Origin of the sequence: Telluribacter sp. (assembly GCF_035998675.1) — a bacterium.
Lineage (GTDB): Bacteria > Bacteroidota > Bacteroidia > Cytophagales > Spirosomataceae > Telluribacter.
The window spans coordinates 349,802-368,539 of record NZ_DASYHI010000013.1; the positions used below are offsets into that span (position 1 = coordinate 349,802).

Sequence of the window (18,738 nt, forward strand, 5' to 3'; positions counted from 1 at the left end):
TTCCAAAGGTGCATTTGAATATCCAAGTCCGGCGGGTTTCTAACTTGGTAGGTCGTTGGAGAGAACTCTGACAACGGCATCAATGTTTTTCTAGTCCATTTAATCATTAGTCCATTTGCTTGATTAAGTCCAATAAATTGGAAACTAGGTTTGAAATAAACTACTTTCCATGTTTAATCATTATTTATCCATTCTATTTTTTCGTCGATAGATTGGATATTTTTGAACCTCATGTTTTTAAAACTTTCGATAAGTTCGACACTTTCTGAAACGACATATTTTTCTAATTCCTTATTTAGACTGTTAATTTCAAGCTTAACTACTATGTAATCTGATTCTTTAAAAGTGATTAAATCATCATTTAAACTAAACCTACTTTTGAAGATAAAGGTTTTATTCCCTGTTTTTCCAAGAGCAAAGTTGTTATATGAATTTGTATCGAAGTAGCGATTGCCATATGGCGGAGCCATATATTCAGGAACTTTTTCGAGTAGCAATATTAAATTAGATTCAATTTTAAAGTTGTTTGAAAATAGCTCTACCTTTTTTATAGCGAAATTGAAATCTTCTAAAGTTGAGTTTTCTAAATAAAATTCTACCCAGTATTCTTTTTCATGAGCATACTTGTAAATTCTGCTTAATCTGTTTAGGCTAACGTATTCTCCTTTGGTTATCGAAACGACAGTGTTGTTATTACTTTGTTCAACTTTATCAATGTCTGAAATGCCATCTGATAACGACCTTATTTTGGCATATAAATCTTCCGTTTCTTGGTTACTTTTCGTCTCTTTCTTCATAGCATAAATAAATGCTACTATAAACAGAATAAAAATTATCGATACTACTAATATTATCATGTTGTAGGTCAATCTGTATGCTATGGTCGTGTTTACGCCTTTGTTGGAGTTATCTCCGACAATTATTCTACGGCATCTCCTTTTTGTAAAAGTACTGATCCCAAAGGTGCATTTGAATATCCAAGCCCGGCGGGTTTCTAACTTGGTAGGTCGTTGGAGAGAACTCCAACAACGGCTGTAAAAAGACTTTCAGAAGGCATACCTTGTTGATTTAAATTACCGCTAACGGTTAGTATAAACAACGTGCTAGGCCGTCGGCCGTAGTATGATGTTTATACAATGTTAGGCATAGGCATTTTATATTTTTTTTACTTCATACAATTCATAGCGTAAATCTTCCATATCACCAACGCCTATATTGTCATACCATGGTTCGTAATTCCAAAAAGTTAGATATTTTTCTTTTTGCTCAATAAAGAAAAGAACATTTGTATTTAAATATCTACTCTTAATACCATCATAAAAATCTAATACATTACCGCCAGTAATTTTTATTTCTATTTTACTATTAACTATGAAAAATTCTTGTCTGATTCTTTCTGGGTAGTTTAACTCAATCGGTAAAGTATAAAAGTTTGGTTCGATGGTTAAAGTCAATATGATGCTATTATTTAATTTTTTAATTGATGACAGCTTGAGAACGTCTGTAATACCTTCTTTCATTGTTCTACTATTTTAAATTTTTTACGCTTTTGTTGGAGTTATCTCCGACAATTATTCTACGGTATCTACCTTTTTTAAAAGCACTGATCCCAAAGGTGCATTTGAATATCCAATCCCGGCGGGTTTCTAACTTGGTAGATCGTTGGAGATAACTCCAACAACGGCATCAAATAGTGCGTTGGAAATACTTTGAAATTTTTATTCTTCGAGTCAACAATTGTATTAGTTTTATCATCAATAATTGTAAAGGACATATCATAGCCACCGAAAGGGCCTGGCTGCGCAACAACACTTTTTATTGAAATAATAAGGAGTATTAAAATAAGTCGTATCATTAAATTATAATGTTTTGTGTCTCCAAAAATTGCACAGAACGTACTGGTGTAAACGGCGGCCTCGGCCGTCGGCCGAGGCTAGCGTTTACACGTTGTTAGGTGCAGGCATTTTTATAGGTCAGCTTTGATTTTCTCCTTAGCAAGCCAGTTAGTCAGTTCTTGTTTTAGTTTTATATTTTCTTCCTCTGTCATTTCACGTTTTGGTTGTGACCATTCTTTTAAACTATCAAAGAAAATGAGTATGTCGAATTGAGGAACCGCTGATAATTCATAATATATTTCGCAAAATTGGTCATTGGAAACATAGTAGATAGTTCCTGCTCGTCCATCCTGCTTCAAATGAAATCCGTGTGTTAACAATATCTCTGGCAGTTTGTCCTTATCCCATTTGTCAATTAGCCATTTGTCTTTTTGTTCTTGAGGAATATGAGTGATATAGTTATCTTCAGAAATCTTAGTTTCAGTCCAACCATCAGGCAGATTGTACTCCCTTGGTTTTCTTTTATAACTGAACAATCTTTTTATAAAGTTCATAGGTTTTTATGCTTGCACCTAACATCTGTATAAACGCAACCAGTTGCGTTTATTTCCGTTATAGATTTAGTTCATCAGGTTTGTCCAACATAATAAAGTTTTCTCCCGCGGCGGCGGTCCGAAATAATCTCTGTGACATAGCGTTTGTTCCCGCTAACCCTGATTTGAAATCAGGGTTATATCTTCTCGCGTTTGCAACGCAAATAATAGCAAAGACATCCTCCAAATCCAAGTAAGCTGATTCAGAAGTTTTATTCTGATACTACCATTTGCGCACCTTTTTTTTCGGGCTTATACCAAATCCTAGCCCTACCAATCCATAACGTCTTTAAAGTGATAGCTGAGTTCATAGGTCATGGAATGGGCCTGGGCGTTAACGCAATCATAGGCCCTATGCTAGTAGACAGACTAAACCAGCAAATAAAGTTAGCAATTCTTTTCATTAAACCTCACTACTCTCTCCTGCCAACGCCGTCACCAGAAACCCCGTTAAAAACAGCCCCATCGTCCCAAACACAATGGCCAGGTAGGAGTGGAACGAACTGGCGTAATCCTGTAGGGTACCTTCTGTCCAGATCAGGGGCGAGAGACTCATTCAGAGGATTAGAAGTACACCAAGTACCACGCTAAGGATGGGTGCCGTTTCTCCCCGTAATGTCTTGTACTGCTGTGGTCCCGGCCCCTGATTGGAAAAAATCCCGGTTGCGGCAGCTATGGTAGCAATCGCCGCTATACTGACAGTGAGCAGTGTAATTGTATTTTTTGGTTTCATGAATTTAATGCTTTTCTCTTCAGGTATTTCTGCACACTATGGCAAAGTAGGTGGTGTTTCGATAAGTTACCTTTCACGACAAAGGTGTCACCAGAGACTCAGGGTACCTATTGACCGGCATTGGGTAAAATCAGCGTATATGCCAGCTGGAAGTTACTTCTCCGTCCACTAAAATTTCTCCTGTATAATAGTGAGCTTTTGCTGTTTGAGGTAGTCTAAAAAGGAGTCTGCCACGGGCGACAGCTTGCCGACACGGGTTCCCCGGCCGAAATCCTTTCTTCTGTTTTCACAACAAGTTGACAGGACTTTTGTATTTTTACTACTTATCCTGAATTCAATTGGTCCTACTACTTCTATGAAACAAGTCTTTTTTCTTTTTTCGATCCTGCTTTTAACCATACCTAATACCCATGCCCAAACCGTCGTTCAGCGTGACCCTGCCATTTCACAAATGGTAGCTGAGATTTCTGAAGACAGCCTGCGGGCGCATATCGACGGACTGGTAAGCTTTGGTACCCGCCACACCCTAAGCGCCACTACCGGCCCGCAGGGTATAGGAGCGGCCCGGCGCTGGACACTGGGCAAATTTCAACAGTACGCCAGGCAGTCGGGGGGCCGCATGACGGCTACCATCGATACCTGGACCTTGCAGCCCGACGGCCGCCGCATTGACAAGCCCGTGGAAATGGGCAATGTCATGGCTACTTTGAAAGGTACCGATCCTGCGGATACACGCGTATTTCTGGTGAGCGGGCACATCGACAGCCGCGTCACTGACGTCATGAACCGTGAAAGCAAAGCCCCCGGTGCCAACGACGACGGCTCCGGTACGGCGGCGGTAATAGAACTGGCTCGTGTGATGAGTAAGTACAGCTTTCCGGCAACCATTGTATTTGTAGCAGTGAGTGGCGAAGAACAGGGCTTGCTCGGGGCAGAGCACCTGGCACAGCGGGCCCTGGACGAAAAGTGGAACCTCGAAGCCCTGCTCAATAACGACATTATGGGTTCCAACAACAGCCATGACACCCGGATTATTAATAACACCGTGGTGCGGGTATTCAGCGAGGGGCTTTCGGGCTTCGAAACCGACAAAAGGGCCGCTAACGTCCGGCAGTATGGTCTGGAAAACGATGGCAAGTCACGTACACTGGCGCGTTATGTCAAAGAGGTAGGCGAACGCTATGTAGATAATCTGGAAGTTCGCCTCATCTACCGCAACGACCGCTACCTGCGCGGCGGCGACCATACGCCTTTTGTCAACCGCGACTTTGCAGCCGTTCGTATTACCGAGATGAATGAGAACTTTGAGCACCAGCACCAGGACCTGCGCACCGAGAAAGGCGTGGAGTACGGTGACTACGCTAAGTTCATGGATTTTGAATACCTGCATAAAAACACGGCGCTGAACCTGGCTAATCTGGCCAATCTGGCTAAGGCACCCGGTCAGCCGCAGAACGTAACCATGGAAGCCCGGAACCTGACCAATGCTACCTCCCTCTTCTGGCAGGCTCCCAAGAGCGGTAAGGTAAAAGGGTACTATGTGCTCATGCGGGAAACGCATTGGCCCTTCTGGCAAAAGAAATTTTTTACCGACAAACTGGGCCTGACCCTGCCCTACTCCAAAGACAACTACTTCTTTGCGGTGCAGGCCGTCAGTGAAGACGGCAACGAGAGCCTTCCGGTACTACCCCGCCCCGGCATGCGGTAAGTACCTTAAATAAGAAGCCCCGCCAGTGCTGGCGGGGCTTCTTATTTAAAATTATAAAAGGCTGTTGCAGCCATTAGCTAAAAGCTAACCCGCTAATACCTAACCACCTAAATAAACCGGGCCAGTAGGTTCTCGAGGTACTCCTGGCGTCCGGAAATCATCGTAGGCTCACCACCGTCTACCGCCATCTGAAAGAGGTCCTCCAGTTGCAGTTTACCGGCCTCGTAGTCGGCGCCCTTACCGCTGTCAAAGCTGGCGTAGCGTTCGGTACGTATTTTATCAAATTCTCCGTGCTGGATGACCTTATCCGCTATTACCAGAGCGCGGGCTACGGTATCCATACCACCAATGTGGGCGTAGAATATATCCTCCATATCGGTTGAGTTGCGGCGGCGTTTAGCGTCGAAGTTGATACCTCCACCGGCCAGTCCACCTGCTTTCAGGATTACCATCATGGCCTGCGTCCACTCCATAAGGTCATTCGGAAACTGGTCGGTGTCCCAGCCGTTCTGGTAGTCGCCGCGGTTGGCATCAATGGAACCCAGCACACCGGCATCGGCCGCTACCTGTAATTCGTGGTCAAACGTATGACCGGCCAGCGTAGCGTGGTTTACTTCAATATTAATAGCGAAGTCGTCCAGCAGGTCAAACTGACGGAGGAAGCCTATAACGGTAGCGCAGTCGTAGTCGTACTGGTGCTTGGTAGGCTCCATGGGTTTAGGCTCAATGAAGAACTTGCCCTTAAAGCCATTTTTACGGGCATAGGCTACGGCCATTTTGAGCATTTGGGCAAAGTGCTCCTGCTCACGCTTCATGTCAGTATTCAAGAGGGTCATGTACCCCTCACGACCACCCCAAAACACGTAGTTCTCACCGCCCAGAGCAATGGTAGCATCCAGGGCCATTTTAACTTGTGCACCGGCGTGGGTTACTACCTGGAAGTCAGGATTGGTGGAAGCGCCGTTCATGTAACGGTGGTGACTGAACAGGTTAGCAGTTCCCCACAGCAGCTTCACGCCCGACTCCTTCTGCTTAGCGCCCAGGTAGTCGGTCATGGTCTGGATGCGCTTTTCGTTGGTACGTACTTCGTCGGCGTAGTCTATCACGTCTAAATCGTGGAAGCAGTAGTAGGGGGCACCCATCTTGGTAATAAATTCAAAGGCAGCATCCGCTTTATCTTTGGCCCGGTCAATAGGGTCACTTTTTTCATCCCAGGGATAAAACTGGGTAGGCCCGCCGAAGGGGTCCAGCCCGGAACCAACGAAGGTATGCCAGTAAGCGATGGCAAACCGCAGATGCTCTTTCATGCTTTTGCCGACAATAATCCGATTTTCATCGTACCAGCGGAAGGCAAGTGGATTATCTGTTTCAGGACCTTCGTAGGCTATTTTGCCAACGCCTTTAAAATACTCCCGATCACCAAGTAAAATACCCATGTTTGTAGTGATAATAGTGGTTAAATATTAGAGTTAGTTTGTTAAGTGTAAAATTGACAATTTTTACTCGAATTACAGTAATAAATTAAAAAGAGTAGGTCAGGGCTATACGCCCTGACCTACTCTTTTTATAAGATAGTCGCTATGTTAATCTACTAAAAGAATCTGGCGCGGTGGTCAGCGATATTGGCCTTATCACGGATGGCCTCACTCAACAGGAAGCTGGTACGGCTTTCGAGCGCCTGCAGAAGCTGGGTTTTGTAAGGTGTATAATCCGCAATTTGGGGGGCGTCGGTGCGTCCTTTCAGCTCAACGACGAACACGCCATTTTCACCGGTGAATACGCCCGTTTTCTGACCTACTTTCAGCCCAAAGGCTTTACCCAGTGCGATAGGGTCAAAGCCGGCACTGCTCAGGAAGCCGGTAGCCAACGAAAGATCTTCGGCCTCTTCAACGAGTGCTCCGGCACCATACTTGGCCGACATGGCAGTCAAATCTCCGTTGAGTCCTTTCAGTTTGGCGGTAATCTGCTCAGCTTTGAGTTGATTACGTACCTTGGCGGTCAGTTCATCCCGGAAATCGTCAACCTTTACTTTGTCCTGGTCGGTTTTGCCGGTCACTACGGCTACTACATACTGCTCGTCCGTTTCGAATACTTCCGATACATCGTTGATATCGGTTTTATCATTGAAAGCCCAGCGTACAATCTCCCGGGCGTTCTGGACAGCGTTAATAGTAGTACCTGTTTCGGGTACGCGGTTAGCCGTAGCTACTACCAGCGACTTGTCTTTCTTAACAGCTTCATCAAATTCTGCTTTGGTATCTACCGAAGTAGCAAATTCATCGGCTTTCCGGTAGGCCTCGTCACGAGTCGCCTGGCTGGGGGCGATGGTCTTACCAATGGCTGCGATGCGGTACAACGTGTTAGTTTTGGCGTCGGTTACTTTGATGATGTGGAAACCAAACTGGCTTTCTACAACCCTGTTCACCAGACCGGTACCATTCATAGAGAAAACGGCATCTTCAAAAGGCTTCACCATAGAGCCGTTATTCTGGAAGTACCCCAAATCGCCACCGCGCTGCGCCGAACCCGGATCGGCACTGGAAGTAGCCGCCAGGGCTTCAAAACTGGCACCGCCCCGGATTTGGTTGATCAGAGCCTCGGCCCGCTGGCGGGCAGCTGATTTAGCTGAGTCCGAAGGATTTTCGGGACGAATAAGAATATGGCTGGCCCGGGCTGTATACACCGAATCTTTTACGGTACCTCCGTACTTATATATAAAATAAGTATTGCCTTCGCGATAAGGACCGTACACACCACCCGGTACAAATGTATTCACCGCTTCTTTAAGCTGATCCGACATATTCGCAAACGACATAGTAGTAGGCATGGGAATATCCGAGTTCATGCGGGCGTAGGATGAATCATTCTCCGCCGCCGCCAGACCACGTGCCAGATCTTTGATGTCGGTATAGAGCGCTGAGCTATCGTCTTTGGCGGGTTGTATCGGGAACGTTACGTACTGAATGGTACGGGTTTCGGCGCCTTTGTATTCGTCGCGGTGGTCGTTCAGGTACTTCTCCAGCTGAGCATCCGTCACCTTTATCGTCGTGTCAGGAATTGAATAGAAAGGCACGTACAGATAACGGATAGAAGCCTTTGTATTTTGGGCTACGTATTCCTTTTCGGATTCGGCCTTGGTCACATACGACGACAACCGTAGCAGGTTTTCGTATTTCTGACGGAGGCGATCGTCCCGCAGACTTTTCTCAAAAGCTACCCACGACTGCTGCTGAGGCAGGGGCAGACTTTTCAGGTTTTTGAGGTAGCTGACAACGGCGGTTTTATCAAACCGGCCCGTGGTAGGATCAGCAAAAGCCTGCTGGATAGCGGGGCTGATATGATTCCCCTGCACCATGTCAAACAATTCTTCGTCCGTTACTTCCAGACCCAGTTTTTCGTACTGCTCTCTGTAAGCAATATCAATAATCATCTGGTTCCAGGCCTGCTCCCGCAGCGCAACCACCTCCTGCTCATTAGCACTACGGCCGGTTTGGGCTTCGTAGTTCTGGCGAAGTACATCCACCCGATTCTGGAAATCTTTGATGTCGATGTCTCTTCCGGCAATCTCTCCTACCGTCTGGTTATTGCCTCCGCCAAACAGGGTGTTGGGGCCCAGCAGGTCACCACCCACGATGAACAGGATTAAGCTCACGGCAATAACCGTAACGGCAATACCTGACTTCTCTCTGATTTTTGTAATTAATGCCATTTTGTACTATTTCAAAAATTTGACCCGCAAAATAAAATCTTTTATTCTTACTATCCAAGATTGTTTGGACTCTAATCCGTCAGGATGTCAATAAAGTCACTTCTTTTTCAAAACTTTTTCCAACCCAACAGGTTACCTACAACGTTCGGGGCGGCCAAAAGACTATATATTACTGCATGTATTTTAAATTCAGCGCGTACAAGCCCAAAAAAATAATACTAAAGAAAGCTTCGCCCAGCGTCACTACTAAGCCCAGCCAACCGCCTATGAGCAGTACCGGTACCAGCAGCGCTACGGCTACCCCGCCCGCGTAAAAGTAAAAGCCCCGTTTCTGAAGCCCCCACATCAGATAGGCCCCAAACAAAGTCAGTGATTCGTAAATGAGCAGGATAATGGCGCTGGTCTGGATGGTATCAGCATCCAGGCGGGTCAGGACCGAGTCAAAAAGGCTATTGACTATATCGGAGTCAGCCTCCTGGCTTCGTTCCTCCATATTTTCCCTGAATGTCTCGAACATCTGCTGCATCTGATCGGCCACCACACCGGGAGTCCAAAGCCGCTCCGACTGCGTCCATAATCCCGACACCGCACTGATAAAAGTCAGCACACACAGCACCGTCAAAAATAAAGGCCGTTGGGCGGGTGCTTCTGTCTGATTTTGCATGAAATTGAAAAATTACTTAAAAAGAGGCCAAAAATTGCCGATTTCAATGAAAACACCAAAAGCATTTGATTTTTATTACTGCGCCGATACATTTACACGTTATTAACAATAATTAACTAAAAACCGACCGAAGAATGAGTTTACAAATCCTGACCGACCGCATACGAAACATAGTAGGAAATGACAGCGGACTCGACGCAACCGTTAAGTTCAAAACCGAAGAAGGGGTGGTGTTTGTAGATTCAACCCAGGTACCAAATGTGGTATCCAACGAAGACCGGGAAGCTGACTGTAACCTGGAAATATCTACCAAGAACGCCCTCCAGCTCATGGACGGAGACCTTAACCCCATGACCGCTTTCATGATGGGCAAGCTGAAAGTAAAAGGCGACATGGGCATTGCCATGAAAATAGCCCAGACCTTCGGCAGCTGACAAGGCCGGTGCTAAAATAGCCGGTGTCACTGGTATAGTAACCTGTAACGACCAGTGGCACCAATTGTACGCCTGCCCGGTGCCACTGGTGAAGACAACCGCAAACCGCCAGTGACACCGATTCTACCTAAGTACCAGTGAGTAAGTTAAAGGCCGCCCGGGCTTTGTCTGCTAAATTACTTTTTGGCTCTTTATGGAAAAGAATAAAGTACCCTCCCCGACCCGGCGTCAGTTTATAAAAGGTAGTACCCTGGCAGCGGCCGGATTCATGATAGTACCCCGCCATGTACTTGGCAAAGGGTACATAGCCCCCAGCGACAAGCTTAATATAGCGGCCGTAGGCTGCGGTGGCAAAGCCGACTACAACATTCAGCAGGCCTATAACAAAGGTACCGATAACTTCGTGGCCCTGTGCGACGTGGACGACCGGCAGTCGGTCAAGTACCGGGCGCAGTTTCAGCAGGCTCCCTACTACCGCGACTACCGCCAGATGCTGGAAAAGGAAGCTAAAAATATTGACGCCGTTATCGTCACTACGCCCGACCACATGCACTACCCTATAGCCATGGCCGCCATGCAACTGGGAAAGCACGTGTACGTAGAAAAACCCCTGACCAAGGATATATGGGAAGCCCGTATGCTAACCGAAGCCGCCAAAAAATACAAGGTAGTAACCCAGATGGGCAACCAGGGCAGCAGCGGCGACGGTACCCGCCAGACCGAAGCCATTGTGCAGTCGGGTATGATTGGTGACGTGCATACGGTAGAAGTATGGACTAACCGGCCGGTGTGGCCGCAGGGGGTCAAATCGCCCAAAGACCGGGGGGAGTCACAGCCCGTTCCCGAGGGAGTAGACTGGAACCTGTGGCTGGGTACTGCGCCTCAGCGCCCCTACCACGAAGCATACATGCCCTTCCGCTGGCGCGGCTACTGGGACTTCGGTACCGGTGCGCTGGGCGACATGGGCTGCCACTTTATAGATGTCCCTTTCCGGGCGCTGAAGCTGGGGTACCCAACCTCCGTTGAATGTAGCGTGGGTTCGGTATACGCGGATTTCTTTCAGGAAGCCTTCTTCGATGACGTCTGTCCGCCTTCTTCTTCCATCCACCTCCGTTTTCCTTCGCAGGTGAAGAATGGGGAAGAAATCCGGCTTAACTGGTACGACGGCGGCATTCGCCCCGCCTTACCCGACGGCTGCGACTACCAGACTGTATTTGGCAGTTCCGACGGCGGTATCATGTTTATTGGTACCAAAGGTATAGTAAGTGCCGAGCTGTTTGGGGCTAATCCGCGGCTGTGGCCGGAGGCAAAGTTTAAGGGTACCAATTTGCCCAAACCTACCCGCCCGCTCGTGGAAGGTGGCTGGCCGGGGCACCAGCAGCAGTGGGTAAAGGCCTGCAAGCAGGGGTACGGCGCCTACACCAGTTCGTCATTTGACCAGTCCGGCCCCCTCACCGAAACAGTACTGATGGGCAACCTGGCGGTGCGGTCGTTCCTGTACCGGGAGCCCAAAGCCGACGGCAAGGGCGTTACTTTTCCCGGCCGTCAGAAGCTGCTCTGGGACGGTCCCAATATGAAAATCACCAATTTTGCTCCCGCCAATGGGTTTGTGAAGCGCGAGTACCGCACCGGCTGGTAGATTTCCGCAGAACTTCTTCTAAATATTAATCAGAGGTACCTTAGTAGGTACCTCTTTTTGTTTTCCAATCTACTTTTCACCAAATTGTTGACTTGTTTCAATCCATAAAGTATCAGGGTAAATCTCTATGAGAAAAGTATCATTATTCCTCTCTCTCTTTCTATTCCTGGGGCTCACCGCCGGACTACTGGCTCAACCGGCCAATAAGCGAAAACTGAAGCCTTCGGATGTATACCGGCTCAAAAACATCTCCAGTCCGCAGGTATCGCCCGAAGGCAAATGGGTAGCCTATGTAGTGTCAACGGTTGATTCGGCCAAAAACAAACGCAACGCCGATCTCTGGATGATCAGCTGGGACGGTAAAGAAAACATTCAACTCACCCACAGCCCCGACGGCGAGTCGCAGCCGCGTTGGAGCCCCGACGGCAAGTTTCTTTCTTTCGTATCGTCGCGGGGCGATCTGGACCAAAGCCAGATTTGGCTGATGGACCGGCGGGGAGGCGAAGCCAGAAAACTCACCGACCTGAAACACGAACTGGAAGACTATGCCTGGTCGCCGGACGGAAAGAAAATCCTGCTGGAAGTAAAGCAACTGGCCGATACTTCCACCAAGAAAAAAGTACCCGACCCAATAGTAACGGACCGTTTTAAGTTTAAGCAGGATGTGCAGGGGTACCTCCAGCGCGAGCCCATTCACCTGTACCTGCTGGATGTAGCTACCAAAAAAATAGATACCCTGACTACAGGTACCTACAGCGAAACCGGTGCGGAATGGTCGCCGGATGGTTCGCAGATTGCCTTTGTCAGCAACCGCACCGAAGACCCCGACCGTAACGTAAATTCCGATATATGGGTAATGGATGCCAAACCCGGTGCTACTCCCAAAAAAATAACCACCTGGGGCGGCTCCGACAGCCAGCCCCGCTGGAGTCCCGATGGCAGGCAGATTGCCTACCTCCGTTCCTCGTCGGAGGCCTATAGCATGTACGGACAGTCGCACCTGGCGGTGGTAGCGCGGGAGGGAGGCACTCCCAAAGTACTGTCCCAGACGCTGGACCGCGATGTTTCGAATCACCGCTGGACCGCCGACGGACAAGCCCTGACCACCTTGGTCGACGACGACCGGCAGAGTTATGTGGCGCAATATGACCTAAAATCGGGCAAGATGACGAAAGTGGCCAGTGGCGAGCGCGCCTTTAACTATCTGGAACTGCACTCTGCCGGTAATTGGGTAACCTCGGTTAGCGAGCCGCACGTTCCCGCTGAGCTTTACGCCCTGGAAGGAGGCAAAACCCGCCGCCTGACCCACCACCACAACGAGTTTGTAGATGGACTACAGCTGGCGAAAGTAGAAGGCTTCACCTCGAAGAGCAAAGATGGTACCCAGGTTTCCAGCCTGCTGTTTTTGCCGCCGGGCGCCGGAGCGCCCGACGCATCGGCGCCCGACGCCCCGGCGGGAAAGAAACTTCCCCTCATTGTATTTATTCACGGTGGACCGGTAGCCCAGGACGACTGGGGCTTTGACCTGAGCCGGCAAATGCTGGCTGCCGCCGGTTACGCCGTAGCGGCGGTCAACTATCGGGGCAGCAATGGCCGTGGCCTGGCCTATACCGGTGCCATCAACGCCGACTGGGGAAACCTGGAAGTGGTGGACCTGCTGGGGGCGGTGGATTATCTGGTTGAAAAGGGCATTGCTGATCCGGAACGGCTGGGAATTGGCGGCTGGAGCTACGGCGGTATCCTGACCAACGCCGCCATTGCTACCGACACCCGCTTCAAGGCCGCCGCCAGCGGTGCCGGGGTATCGTTTCAGCTATCAATGTACGGGGTCGACCAGTACATTCTGCAAAACGAAAATGAACTGGGTCGCCCGTGGGAAGGGATTGACAAGTACCTGAAAGTAGGTTTTCCCCTGCTCCACGCCGACCGTATCAAAACTCCCACCTTATTTATGGTAGGACAGAAAGACTTTAACGTACCCGCCGTAGGTACCGAGCAGATGTACCAGGCCCTAAAGTCGCTGGGAGTACCTACCCAGCTGGTAATTTATCCCAACCAGTACCACGGCATAACCGTACCCAGCTATCAGAAAGACCGTTTCGAAAGGTACATTAACTGGTTTGACAAGTACCTGAAACCGTAGACGGAAATTTCGAAGGTGGATTTCGGATTGTCGGTTGTTAGCATATCTAATAAATAGAAAAGCGCGGGAAGGAAACTCCCCGCGCTTTTCTATTTATTAGATTAGGTACAGTTTTTAAAAAGCAAACAGCTAATACCTAACGGCTCATCACTTGCCCGCCTGCCCCATCCAGGACTGGCGAAGCTGCAGTTCCTGAGGCGTTGGGTTGGCCTCGGGTTTCAGCGTGGGAAAGGTAATGGTAGCTTCGCGCAAATCGGCGGTCAGGGTTTCTTCCCTTGTTTCATCTTCTGATACCTTCCGCTTTACCACAAACGTTACGTTATCACCCAGTTTAAAGTCCTCATCGTAGCTTTGCAGTACCGAAGCATACGTTTCCAGATTAAACGGCTGGCCATTGACCGATTGGATCTGGTCCATTTGTTTCAGTCCCAGGCGCTGACCCAAATCCGTCGCGTTGGCGACGTTGGCAATCATGATGGTTTTGGTACCGGGTACCAGCGCGAAGTTTACTCCGAAGCCTTTTTCCAGCTCTTTCTTCTCACCGGCGGGGTCAAACTCCACCCCAATGGCACCGAACAACTCACCCAGGGGCAGCGGTTCGCCTCCTTCTACGTGCTTCCGGAAATACTCCCGGATTTCGGGGTAGGTCAGCTGGGCAATTTTATCAAAAAGCTCCTCATCCTTAAAGGACCGGTCTTTGCCGTAGGTCTTGGACAAGTCACGCATCAAATCCTTGGTACCGTATTTCCCACCCGAAAGCTGGCGCAGCCGCAGGTCCAGACTCAGGCCAATCAGGGCGCCTTTTTCGTACACGTTCTGGTATTCGTCCTTGTAGGTATCCAGTACATTACGCGACATTTCGGTAAAGGAAAGCGTATCGTTGTAGCGGGTCAGGGCGTGCTCAATCTTTTCTTCCTGTCGGCCCAGGTAGGTTTCCAGGTCAATAATACCGGCCTGTAGCTGAGCGTGGTGGGCTGCGTACTCCGTCAGCCCCTCGTACAGCCACAGGTGCTGCGACATCCGGGGATTAATATAGTCAAAGTTGCCAATCTCTTCGCTGTGGATGTTGAGCGGGGTCAGGATATGGAAAAACTCGTGCGCGGCTACGTCCTTCATAGTTTTGGAAAGCTGCTCGGACGACATGCTTTCGGGCAGGTAGTAAAACGACGACAGCGAGTGCTCCAGCGCTCCGTAGCGGGTCAAATTCTTATTGTCCGACATATAAATGATAAAAGCGTACTTGTCAATGGGCAAGGTACCACCCAGATAGTCTTTCTGCGCTTCCAGCACCGGCTTGATATCCGCCGCCAGGCTTTTGGTAGCTACTTTACTATTGGGCGAAAACACCGATACCAGAATATCCGCATTCCCTACTTTCAGCCACACGGTATCGGGGCGGTTGTACATGATAGGCGCGTCGGCCAGCTCGTGGTAGTCGTTAGTAACAAATACATCCTGATTGGAAGCGCCGTTAGCTCCTTTGTTCTGATTAACCAGTGAGGTAGAGCCGTAAAAGCCACTGGGTTTGGTAACGGTCACCTGGTAGGGCTGCCGCTCCATACCCTGGAAGTACCCGAAGAAGCCAAACGGATTCAGCACAAAAATGGTATCCTGCTGAATATTGGTACCGCTGGGTTCAAATACATCTTCCTTGATTTCGGGCGAGTCCCAGGTATCATCAACCTGGTAGGTAATCCGGTGCAGCTTGTTCGCATTCGCAATTTTCCAGCTGTTTTTCTCAATTCGCTCTACGTTCAGCGACTTGCCCTTTTTATCAAAAGCCTGAAAATTGCTGGCGTAGGAGCCGTAGTTATTAATAGAATAGGTACCGGGTATAATCTTCGGCAGATTATAAACTGCTTCTTTCTGCTTAATGGCGGGCGTCAGTAGGCTCACCGTCAGCTTGTCGTTCTGCGGCTGCGTCAAGTCCACCGAAAACTGATATTGTTTTTGAGCAAATACATGCTGGCTTGCCGTGAGCAGGACCAACAGTACTAGATAATTAGCTTTTTTCATGCAGGTAAAGAAAATTAGTAGGTAATCGGTAAGGCTAAACTACCTTTAGTTGGCAGTAGTAACGTAAATAAAACATAAATACTTATTAAAAAGCTCCTATATCTTTATAAGCGGCGTATTACCGGGTTGAGGAGGCACAGTAGGGCAAGCCAGCCGGAGGTACCGAAATGTGAAGTAGTAAGTAAAAAGAGGAGAAAAATGTTTGGCTTAGAGCTGAAATTCCCGCATCAGCGAAGCCAGCTGCGACCGGCTTTTGACGTTGGTTTTCTGATAGATACGGTGCGTATGGTCTTTGATGGTCTGCACCGTTACAAACAGCTGATCCGCTATTTCCTTGTTGGCTTTGCCCTGGTATATCTCCCGGACTACCTCCGCTTCGCGGGCGGTAATACCGTACTTCTCAATAAACAGCTCAAAGGTAACCAACTCCACCGTGGGCAATGCCCGGGAATCCCTCTCCTGCACCACCGGTAGTTGAGCCTTGTAGGCGAAATAGACCCCAACGGCGGTATGGCCCAGAAAATACAGGAAAATGAAAGCCAGCTCAAAGGCAGGAGGTACCGTGGCACTCAAAAGCAGGGGTACATGTACCGCCCCCACCAGCAGTACCAGCCCAATGAGTACCCGTCGGGAGGAGACGCTGAGGTACCTGACCCGAGAAAAAAGCAGCAGCGCCCCCACCACCGCCATCACCAGCAGTACCCCGGCGGCGTACAACTGGTAGGTAGTAAGCTGCCCCTGGTAAGAGACAAAAACAAGATACAGCAGGGCGACCAGCAGCAACAGACCCACCGCCGCCGGATAAAGGTATGAGCGCGCGTGGCGTTCCAGCAGATGCACCGCCCACAGTACCAGCATACCTTTACCGGCTAGTAAAAAAGGAGTACTTATCACTACCAGAAAATCAGCGAATACCGCCAGGGTACTGTAGCTGTCGGACGAATAGAATAAGATTCGAAACCACAGCTGACTCCAGAGGGCGTAGAAGCCGAATGTATAAATCAGGATAAGGTAGTACTGCAGGTACCGGAACACTGGGTACTGACGGTAGGCCTTGTTTCGAAACAGCACTAGTACTCCTCCGGCGGCCAGAGCCATGCAGAAGATGAAAATAATCCAGCTATATATTCGGCTTATCTCCATAATGATTACAAAGGATTAGTTGCTCCAAAACTATCCATGCGCTCTATTTTAAGTACAATACTTAAGTAGTGTTTCTAAAAATCACTACTTAAGTAGCTGTTCCAGCCTGCTATCAAGCCCTACATTTGAGCAGAAAATAACTCATCAGATAAATTTGTAAACGCTATGGAAAATGTAAGCCACTTAGTACCTCCCAGTTGGAACGGCAGCCTGTCATTCGGTTGGGATAAAACGAAACAGTACTTTCTGCCGCTGCTGCTGGTAGTACTGGTCATTGCTTTTGCCAACGCCCCGCTGGATAATATCAAGAAGAATACCGAAGAATATACCTCCGCCCGAATCCTTCTGGAAATACTGGGGGTGGCCTACTGGCTGTTATTGCTGCCGGTATTTGAATACAGCGCCGACCTGATGTTTGTGCGGGCTATCCGGAATGAGAAAATCAATTTCCGGGAAATCATTGCTGGTTTCAACAACTACCTTAACGTGGTACTGGCCCACCTGCTGGTGACGGCCCTGATTGGTATCAGCCTCATAGCCCTGATTATCCCCGGCATTATAGTGGCGTGTCGTCTGGTGTTTGTTTCCTACCTGGTTATGGACAAAGGCCTGGACCCCATCGCGGCGGTAGAAACCAGCTGGAAGCTGACGAGCGGGCACGGCTGGCGCATTTTTGGTCTGGCCATGACTTCCATCTTCATTTTCATTTTGGGATTACTCTTCCTCATTGTAGGCATATTCCCGGCCCTAATCTGGATCAAGGCCTCATTTGCCTCGCTGTACCGGTCGGTACTTATAGAAAAAGAAGGAGGCGCGGGGTATTAGTCTGTGCCTTGGTACCTGTGGCACCCCTTTGAGGTGTGCCACAGGTCTCTTACTTTTAAACCACTTACGACCATATGAAAAAGAACATCTGGGTTATTATGGTTATTGTTGCTTCCTGTAAAAACCACTCAAGGCAAGAAACCTCTTATTATAGAGATTTGAGACCAGATAGTTCTGTAAGAGAAATAGGCATGTTAATTGGTGAGAAAAAAGTGGGTCTGTGGGTAGAGCTTAGAAGCAGCGGATAAATTATAGGGGAGACTTACTATAATAATGGCCTGAAACAAGGTCCTTCCTATATCTATTCTGATAATGGAAATATCACCCGTAAAGAACACTACCATCAAGGTGAGCTGAACGGCTATTATGAGAATTATAGCGAAGGAGCGTTACTAGTAAAAGGGTATTATAAGGAAGGCAAGATGCACGGTAAATGGGAATTCTACTTCCTTGGTGAACTTGCTCGTAAAGTTGGATATAAGGATGGCGAGCCTACTCATGTAGAAATACTTATTCAGGAACCATCTCCACCACCATTAGATTAACTTGAAGACTAAAATCTTATCCTACTCCGAACCTGTGGCACACCTCAAATGGGTGCCACAGGTTATTAGCTCTCGAGCTGATTAGGGTAGAGAATATTGGCACCAAAAATCCTCATAAAAAGCGGGCTCCGCTTAAGTTTACCGTTTTTTCTACTCTTACTGCATTGGTACGATACTTTTAGCAGGATTGAAGGCTAAGATCTACCAGGGTCTGCTGAAATCTTTAACCTAAAAACGTATGTGGATTGTCTTTGGTCTTTTAGCAGCTCTTTCGGCCGGTGTTGCTGTAGTACTTTCAAAAGCCGGTATAAAAAATATTGATTCAACGCTGGCCTTTGCCATTCAATCCGTCCTGATTTTGCTCATCTCCTGGACCATCACATTAGTCGAAAAAAGTGCATCGTCCATTTCTACCATTGATAAGCGAACCTGGTTGTTTCTCATTGGGGCGGGTATAGCTACTACACTTTCCTCACTTTTTACATTTCGGGCTCTTAAATTAGGCGAGGCCTCCCTGGTGAGCTCCCTGGAACGGGTTTCGCTGGTTTTTGCGGTAGCCTTTTCCGTCATTTTTCTCAAAGAACGACTAAGCTGGCAAGTTATACTAGGCGTATTACTAATGATTGGCGGTGCCGTCATGATCGGCCTTTCTCCGCGGGCTATCGACTAAGGATAGGGTTTTAAGTAATTAAGTAAATGTCGATGGCTATGGTAGCATAGACCTTCTACCTGTACCTGTGGCACGGCTTTG

Annotated in this window: 17 protein-coding genes; 7 read left to right on the top strand and 10 right to left on the bottom strand. The window is 48.3% G+C overall.

What is annotated here, in order from left to right; translation table 11 throughout:
* Nucleotides 1-173: 173 nt before the first annotated feature.
* The 5 genes from VGN67_RS06365 to VGN67_RS06385 all read right to left on the bottom strand — a co-directional run bounded on the left by VGN67_RS06365 (nucleotide 174) and on the right by VGN67_RS06385 (nucleotide 3,161).
* Entirely contained in the window at nucleotides 174-797 is a 624-nt protein-coding gene (locus tag VGN67_RS06365; protein WP_327485948.1) for a hypothetical protein, read from the bottom strand.
* Nucleotides 798-1,154: 357 nt separating this feature from the next.
* Nucleotides 1,155-1,520 (bottom strand): hypothetical protein, encoded by a 366-nt coding sequence (locus tag VGN67_RS06370; protein WP_327485949.1) that lies wholly within the window; start codon nucleotides 1,518-1,520, stop codon nucleotides 1,155-1,157.
* Nucleotides 1,521-1,966: 446 nt separating this feature from the next.
* On the bottom strand, nucleotides 1,967-2,389 hold the full coding sequence (locus tag VGN67_RS06375) for a hypothetical protein (protein ID WP_327485950.1): 423 nt from the start codon (nucleotides 2,387-2,389) through the stop codon (nucleotides 1,967-1,969).
* Nucleotides 2,390-2,831: 442 nt separating this feature from the next.
* Complete coding sequence (locus VGN67_RS06380; RefSeq protein ID WP_327485951.1) at nucleotides 2,832-2,984, bottom strand: hypothetical protein; 153 nt, start codon at nucleotides 2,982-2,984, stop codon at nucleotides 2,832-2,834.
* Nucleotides 2,985-3,161: a hypothetical protein gene (locus tag VGN67_RS06385; protein ID WP_327485952.1), complete on the bottom strand. Its 177-nt coding sequence runs from the start codon at nucleotides 3,159-3,161 to the stop codon at nucleotides 2,985-2,987.
* A 355-nt stretch (nucleotides 3,162-3,516) separates the two neighbouring features.
* Here VGN67_RS06385 and VGN67_RS06390 point away from each other — a divergent pair, with 355 nt between their 5' ends.
* Complete coding sequence (locus VGN67_RS06390; protein ID WP_327485953.1) at nucleotides 3,517-4,869, top strand: M28 family metallopeptidase; 1,353 nt, start codon at nucleotides 3,517-3,519, stop codon at nucleotides 4,867-4,869.
* Between the two features lie 107 nt (nucleotides 4,870-4,976).
* Here the strand turns inward: VGN67_RS06390 and xylA are convergent, their stop codons facing one another.
* The 3 genes from xylA to VGN67_RS06405 form a co-directional block, all read right to left on the bottom strand.
* On the bottom strand, nucleotides 4,977-6,305 hold the full coding sequence (xylA, locus tag VGN67_RS06395) for a xylose isomerase (RefSeq protein ID WP_327485954.1): 1,329 nt from the start codon (nucleotides 6,303-6,305) through the stop codon (nucleotides 4,977-4,979).
* A gap of 155 nt (nucleotides 6,306-6,460) precedes the next feature.
* A complete protein-coding gene (locus tag VGN67_RS06400; RefSeq protein ID WP_327485955.1) occupies nucleotides 6,461-8,578 on the bottom strand; it encodes a peptidylprolyl isomerase in 2,118 nt (705 codons plus the stop codon).
* Nucleotides 8,579-8,747: 169 nt separating this feature from the next.
* On the bottom strand, nucleotides 8,748-9,242 hold the full coding sequence (locus VGN67_RS06405) for a hypothetical protein (RefSeq protein WP_327485956.1): 495 nt from the start codon (nucleotides 9,240-9,242) through the stop codon (nucleotides 8,748-8,750).
* A gap of 134 nt (nucleotides 9,243-9,376) precedes the next feature.
* On the opposite strand from VGN67_RS06405, the gene VGN67_RS06410 reads away from it, so the two are divergent.
* The 3 genes from VGN67_RS06410 to VGN67_RS06420 all read left to right on the top strand — a co-directional run bounded on the left by VGN67_RS06410 (nucleotide 9,377) and on the right by VGN67_RS06420 (nucleotide 13,458).
* Entirely contained in the window at nucleotides 9,377-9,676 is a 300-nt protein-coding gene (locus VGN67_RS06410; RefSeq protein WP_327485957.1) for an SCP2 sterol-binding domain-containing protein, read from the top strand.
* A gap of 193 nt (nucleotides 9,677-9,869) precedes the next feature.
* Nucleotides 9,870-11,315, top strand: coding sequence for a Gfo/Idh/MocA family oxidoreductase (locus VGN67_RS06415; protein ID WP_327485958.1), 1,446 nt, complete (start codon nucleotides 9,870-9,872; stop codon nucleotides 11,313-11,315).
* Between the two features lie 127 nt (nucleotides 11,316-11,442).
* Entirely contained in the window at nucleotides 11,443-13,458 is a 2,016-nt protein-coding gene (locus VGN67_RS06420; protein ID WP_327485959.1) for a S9 family peptidase, read from the top strand.
* A 147-nt stretch (nucleotides 13,459-13,605) separates the two neighbouring features.
* On the opposite strand, the gene VGN67_RS06425 is transcribed toward VGN67_RS06420, so the two are convergent.
* Both VGN67_RS06425 and VGN67_RS06430 read right to left on the bottom strand, forming a co-directional pair.
* Nucleotides 13,606-15,474, bottom strand: coding sequence for a peptidase M61 (locus VGN67_RS06425; RefSeq protein WP_327485960.1), 1,869 nt, complete (start codon nucleotides 15,472-15,474; stop codon nucleotides 13,606-13,608).
* Nucleotides 15,475-15,681: 207 nt separating this feature from the next.
* Complete coding sequence (locus tag VGN67_RS06430; protein WP_327485961.1) at nucleotides 15,682-16,617, bottom strand: helix-turn-helix transcriptional regulator; 936 nt, start codon at nucleotides 16,615-16,617, stop codon at nucleotides 15,682-15,684.
* 165 nt (nucleotides 16,618-16,782) lie between these two features.
* Here VGN67_RS06430 and VGN67_RS06435 point away from each other — a divergent pair, with 165 nt between their 5' ends.
* The 3 genes from VGN67_RS06435 to VGN67_RS06445 all read left to right on the top strand — a co-directional run bounded on the left by VGN67_RS06435 (nucleotide 16,783) and on the right by VGN67_RS06445 (nucleotide 18,657).
* Entirely contained in the window at nucleotides 16,783-17,442 is a 660-nt protein-coding gene (locus VGN67_RS06435; RefSeq protein ID WP_327485962.1) for a hypothetical protein, read from the top strand.
* A gap of 74 nt (nucleotides 17,443-17,516) precedes the next feature.
* Nucleotides 17,517-17,690 (top strand): hypothetical protein, encoded by a 174-nt coding sequence (locus VGN67_RS06440; protein ID WP_327485963.1) that lies wholly within the window; start codon nucleotides 17,517-17,519, stop codon nucleotides 17,688-17,690.
* Nucleotides 17,691-18,225: 535 nt separating this feature from the next.
* Nucleotides 18,226-18,657, top strand: a complete 432-nt coding sequence (locus tag VGN67_RS06445) for an EamA family transporter (RefSeq protein ID WP_327485964.1) — start codon at nucleotides 18,226-18,228, stop codon at nucleotides 18,655-18,657.
* Nucleotides 18,658-18,738 lie beyond the last annotated feature (81 nt).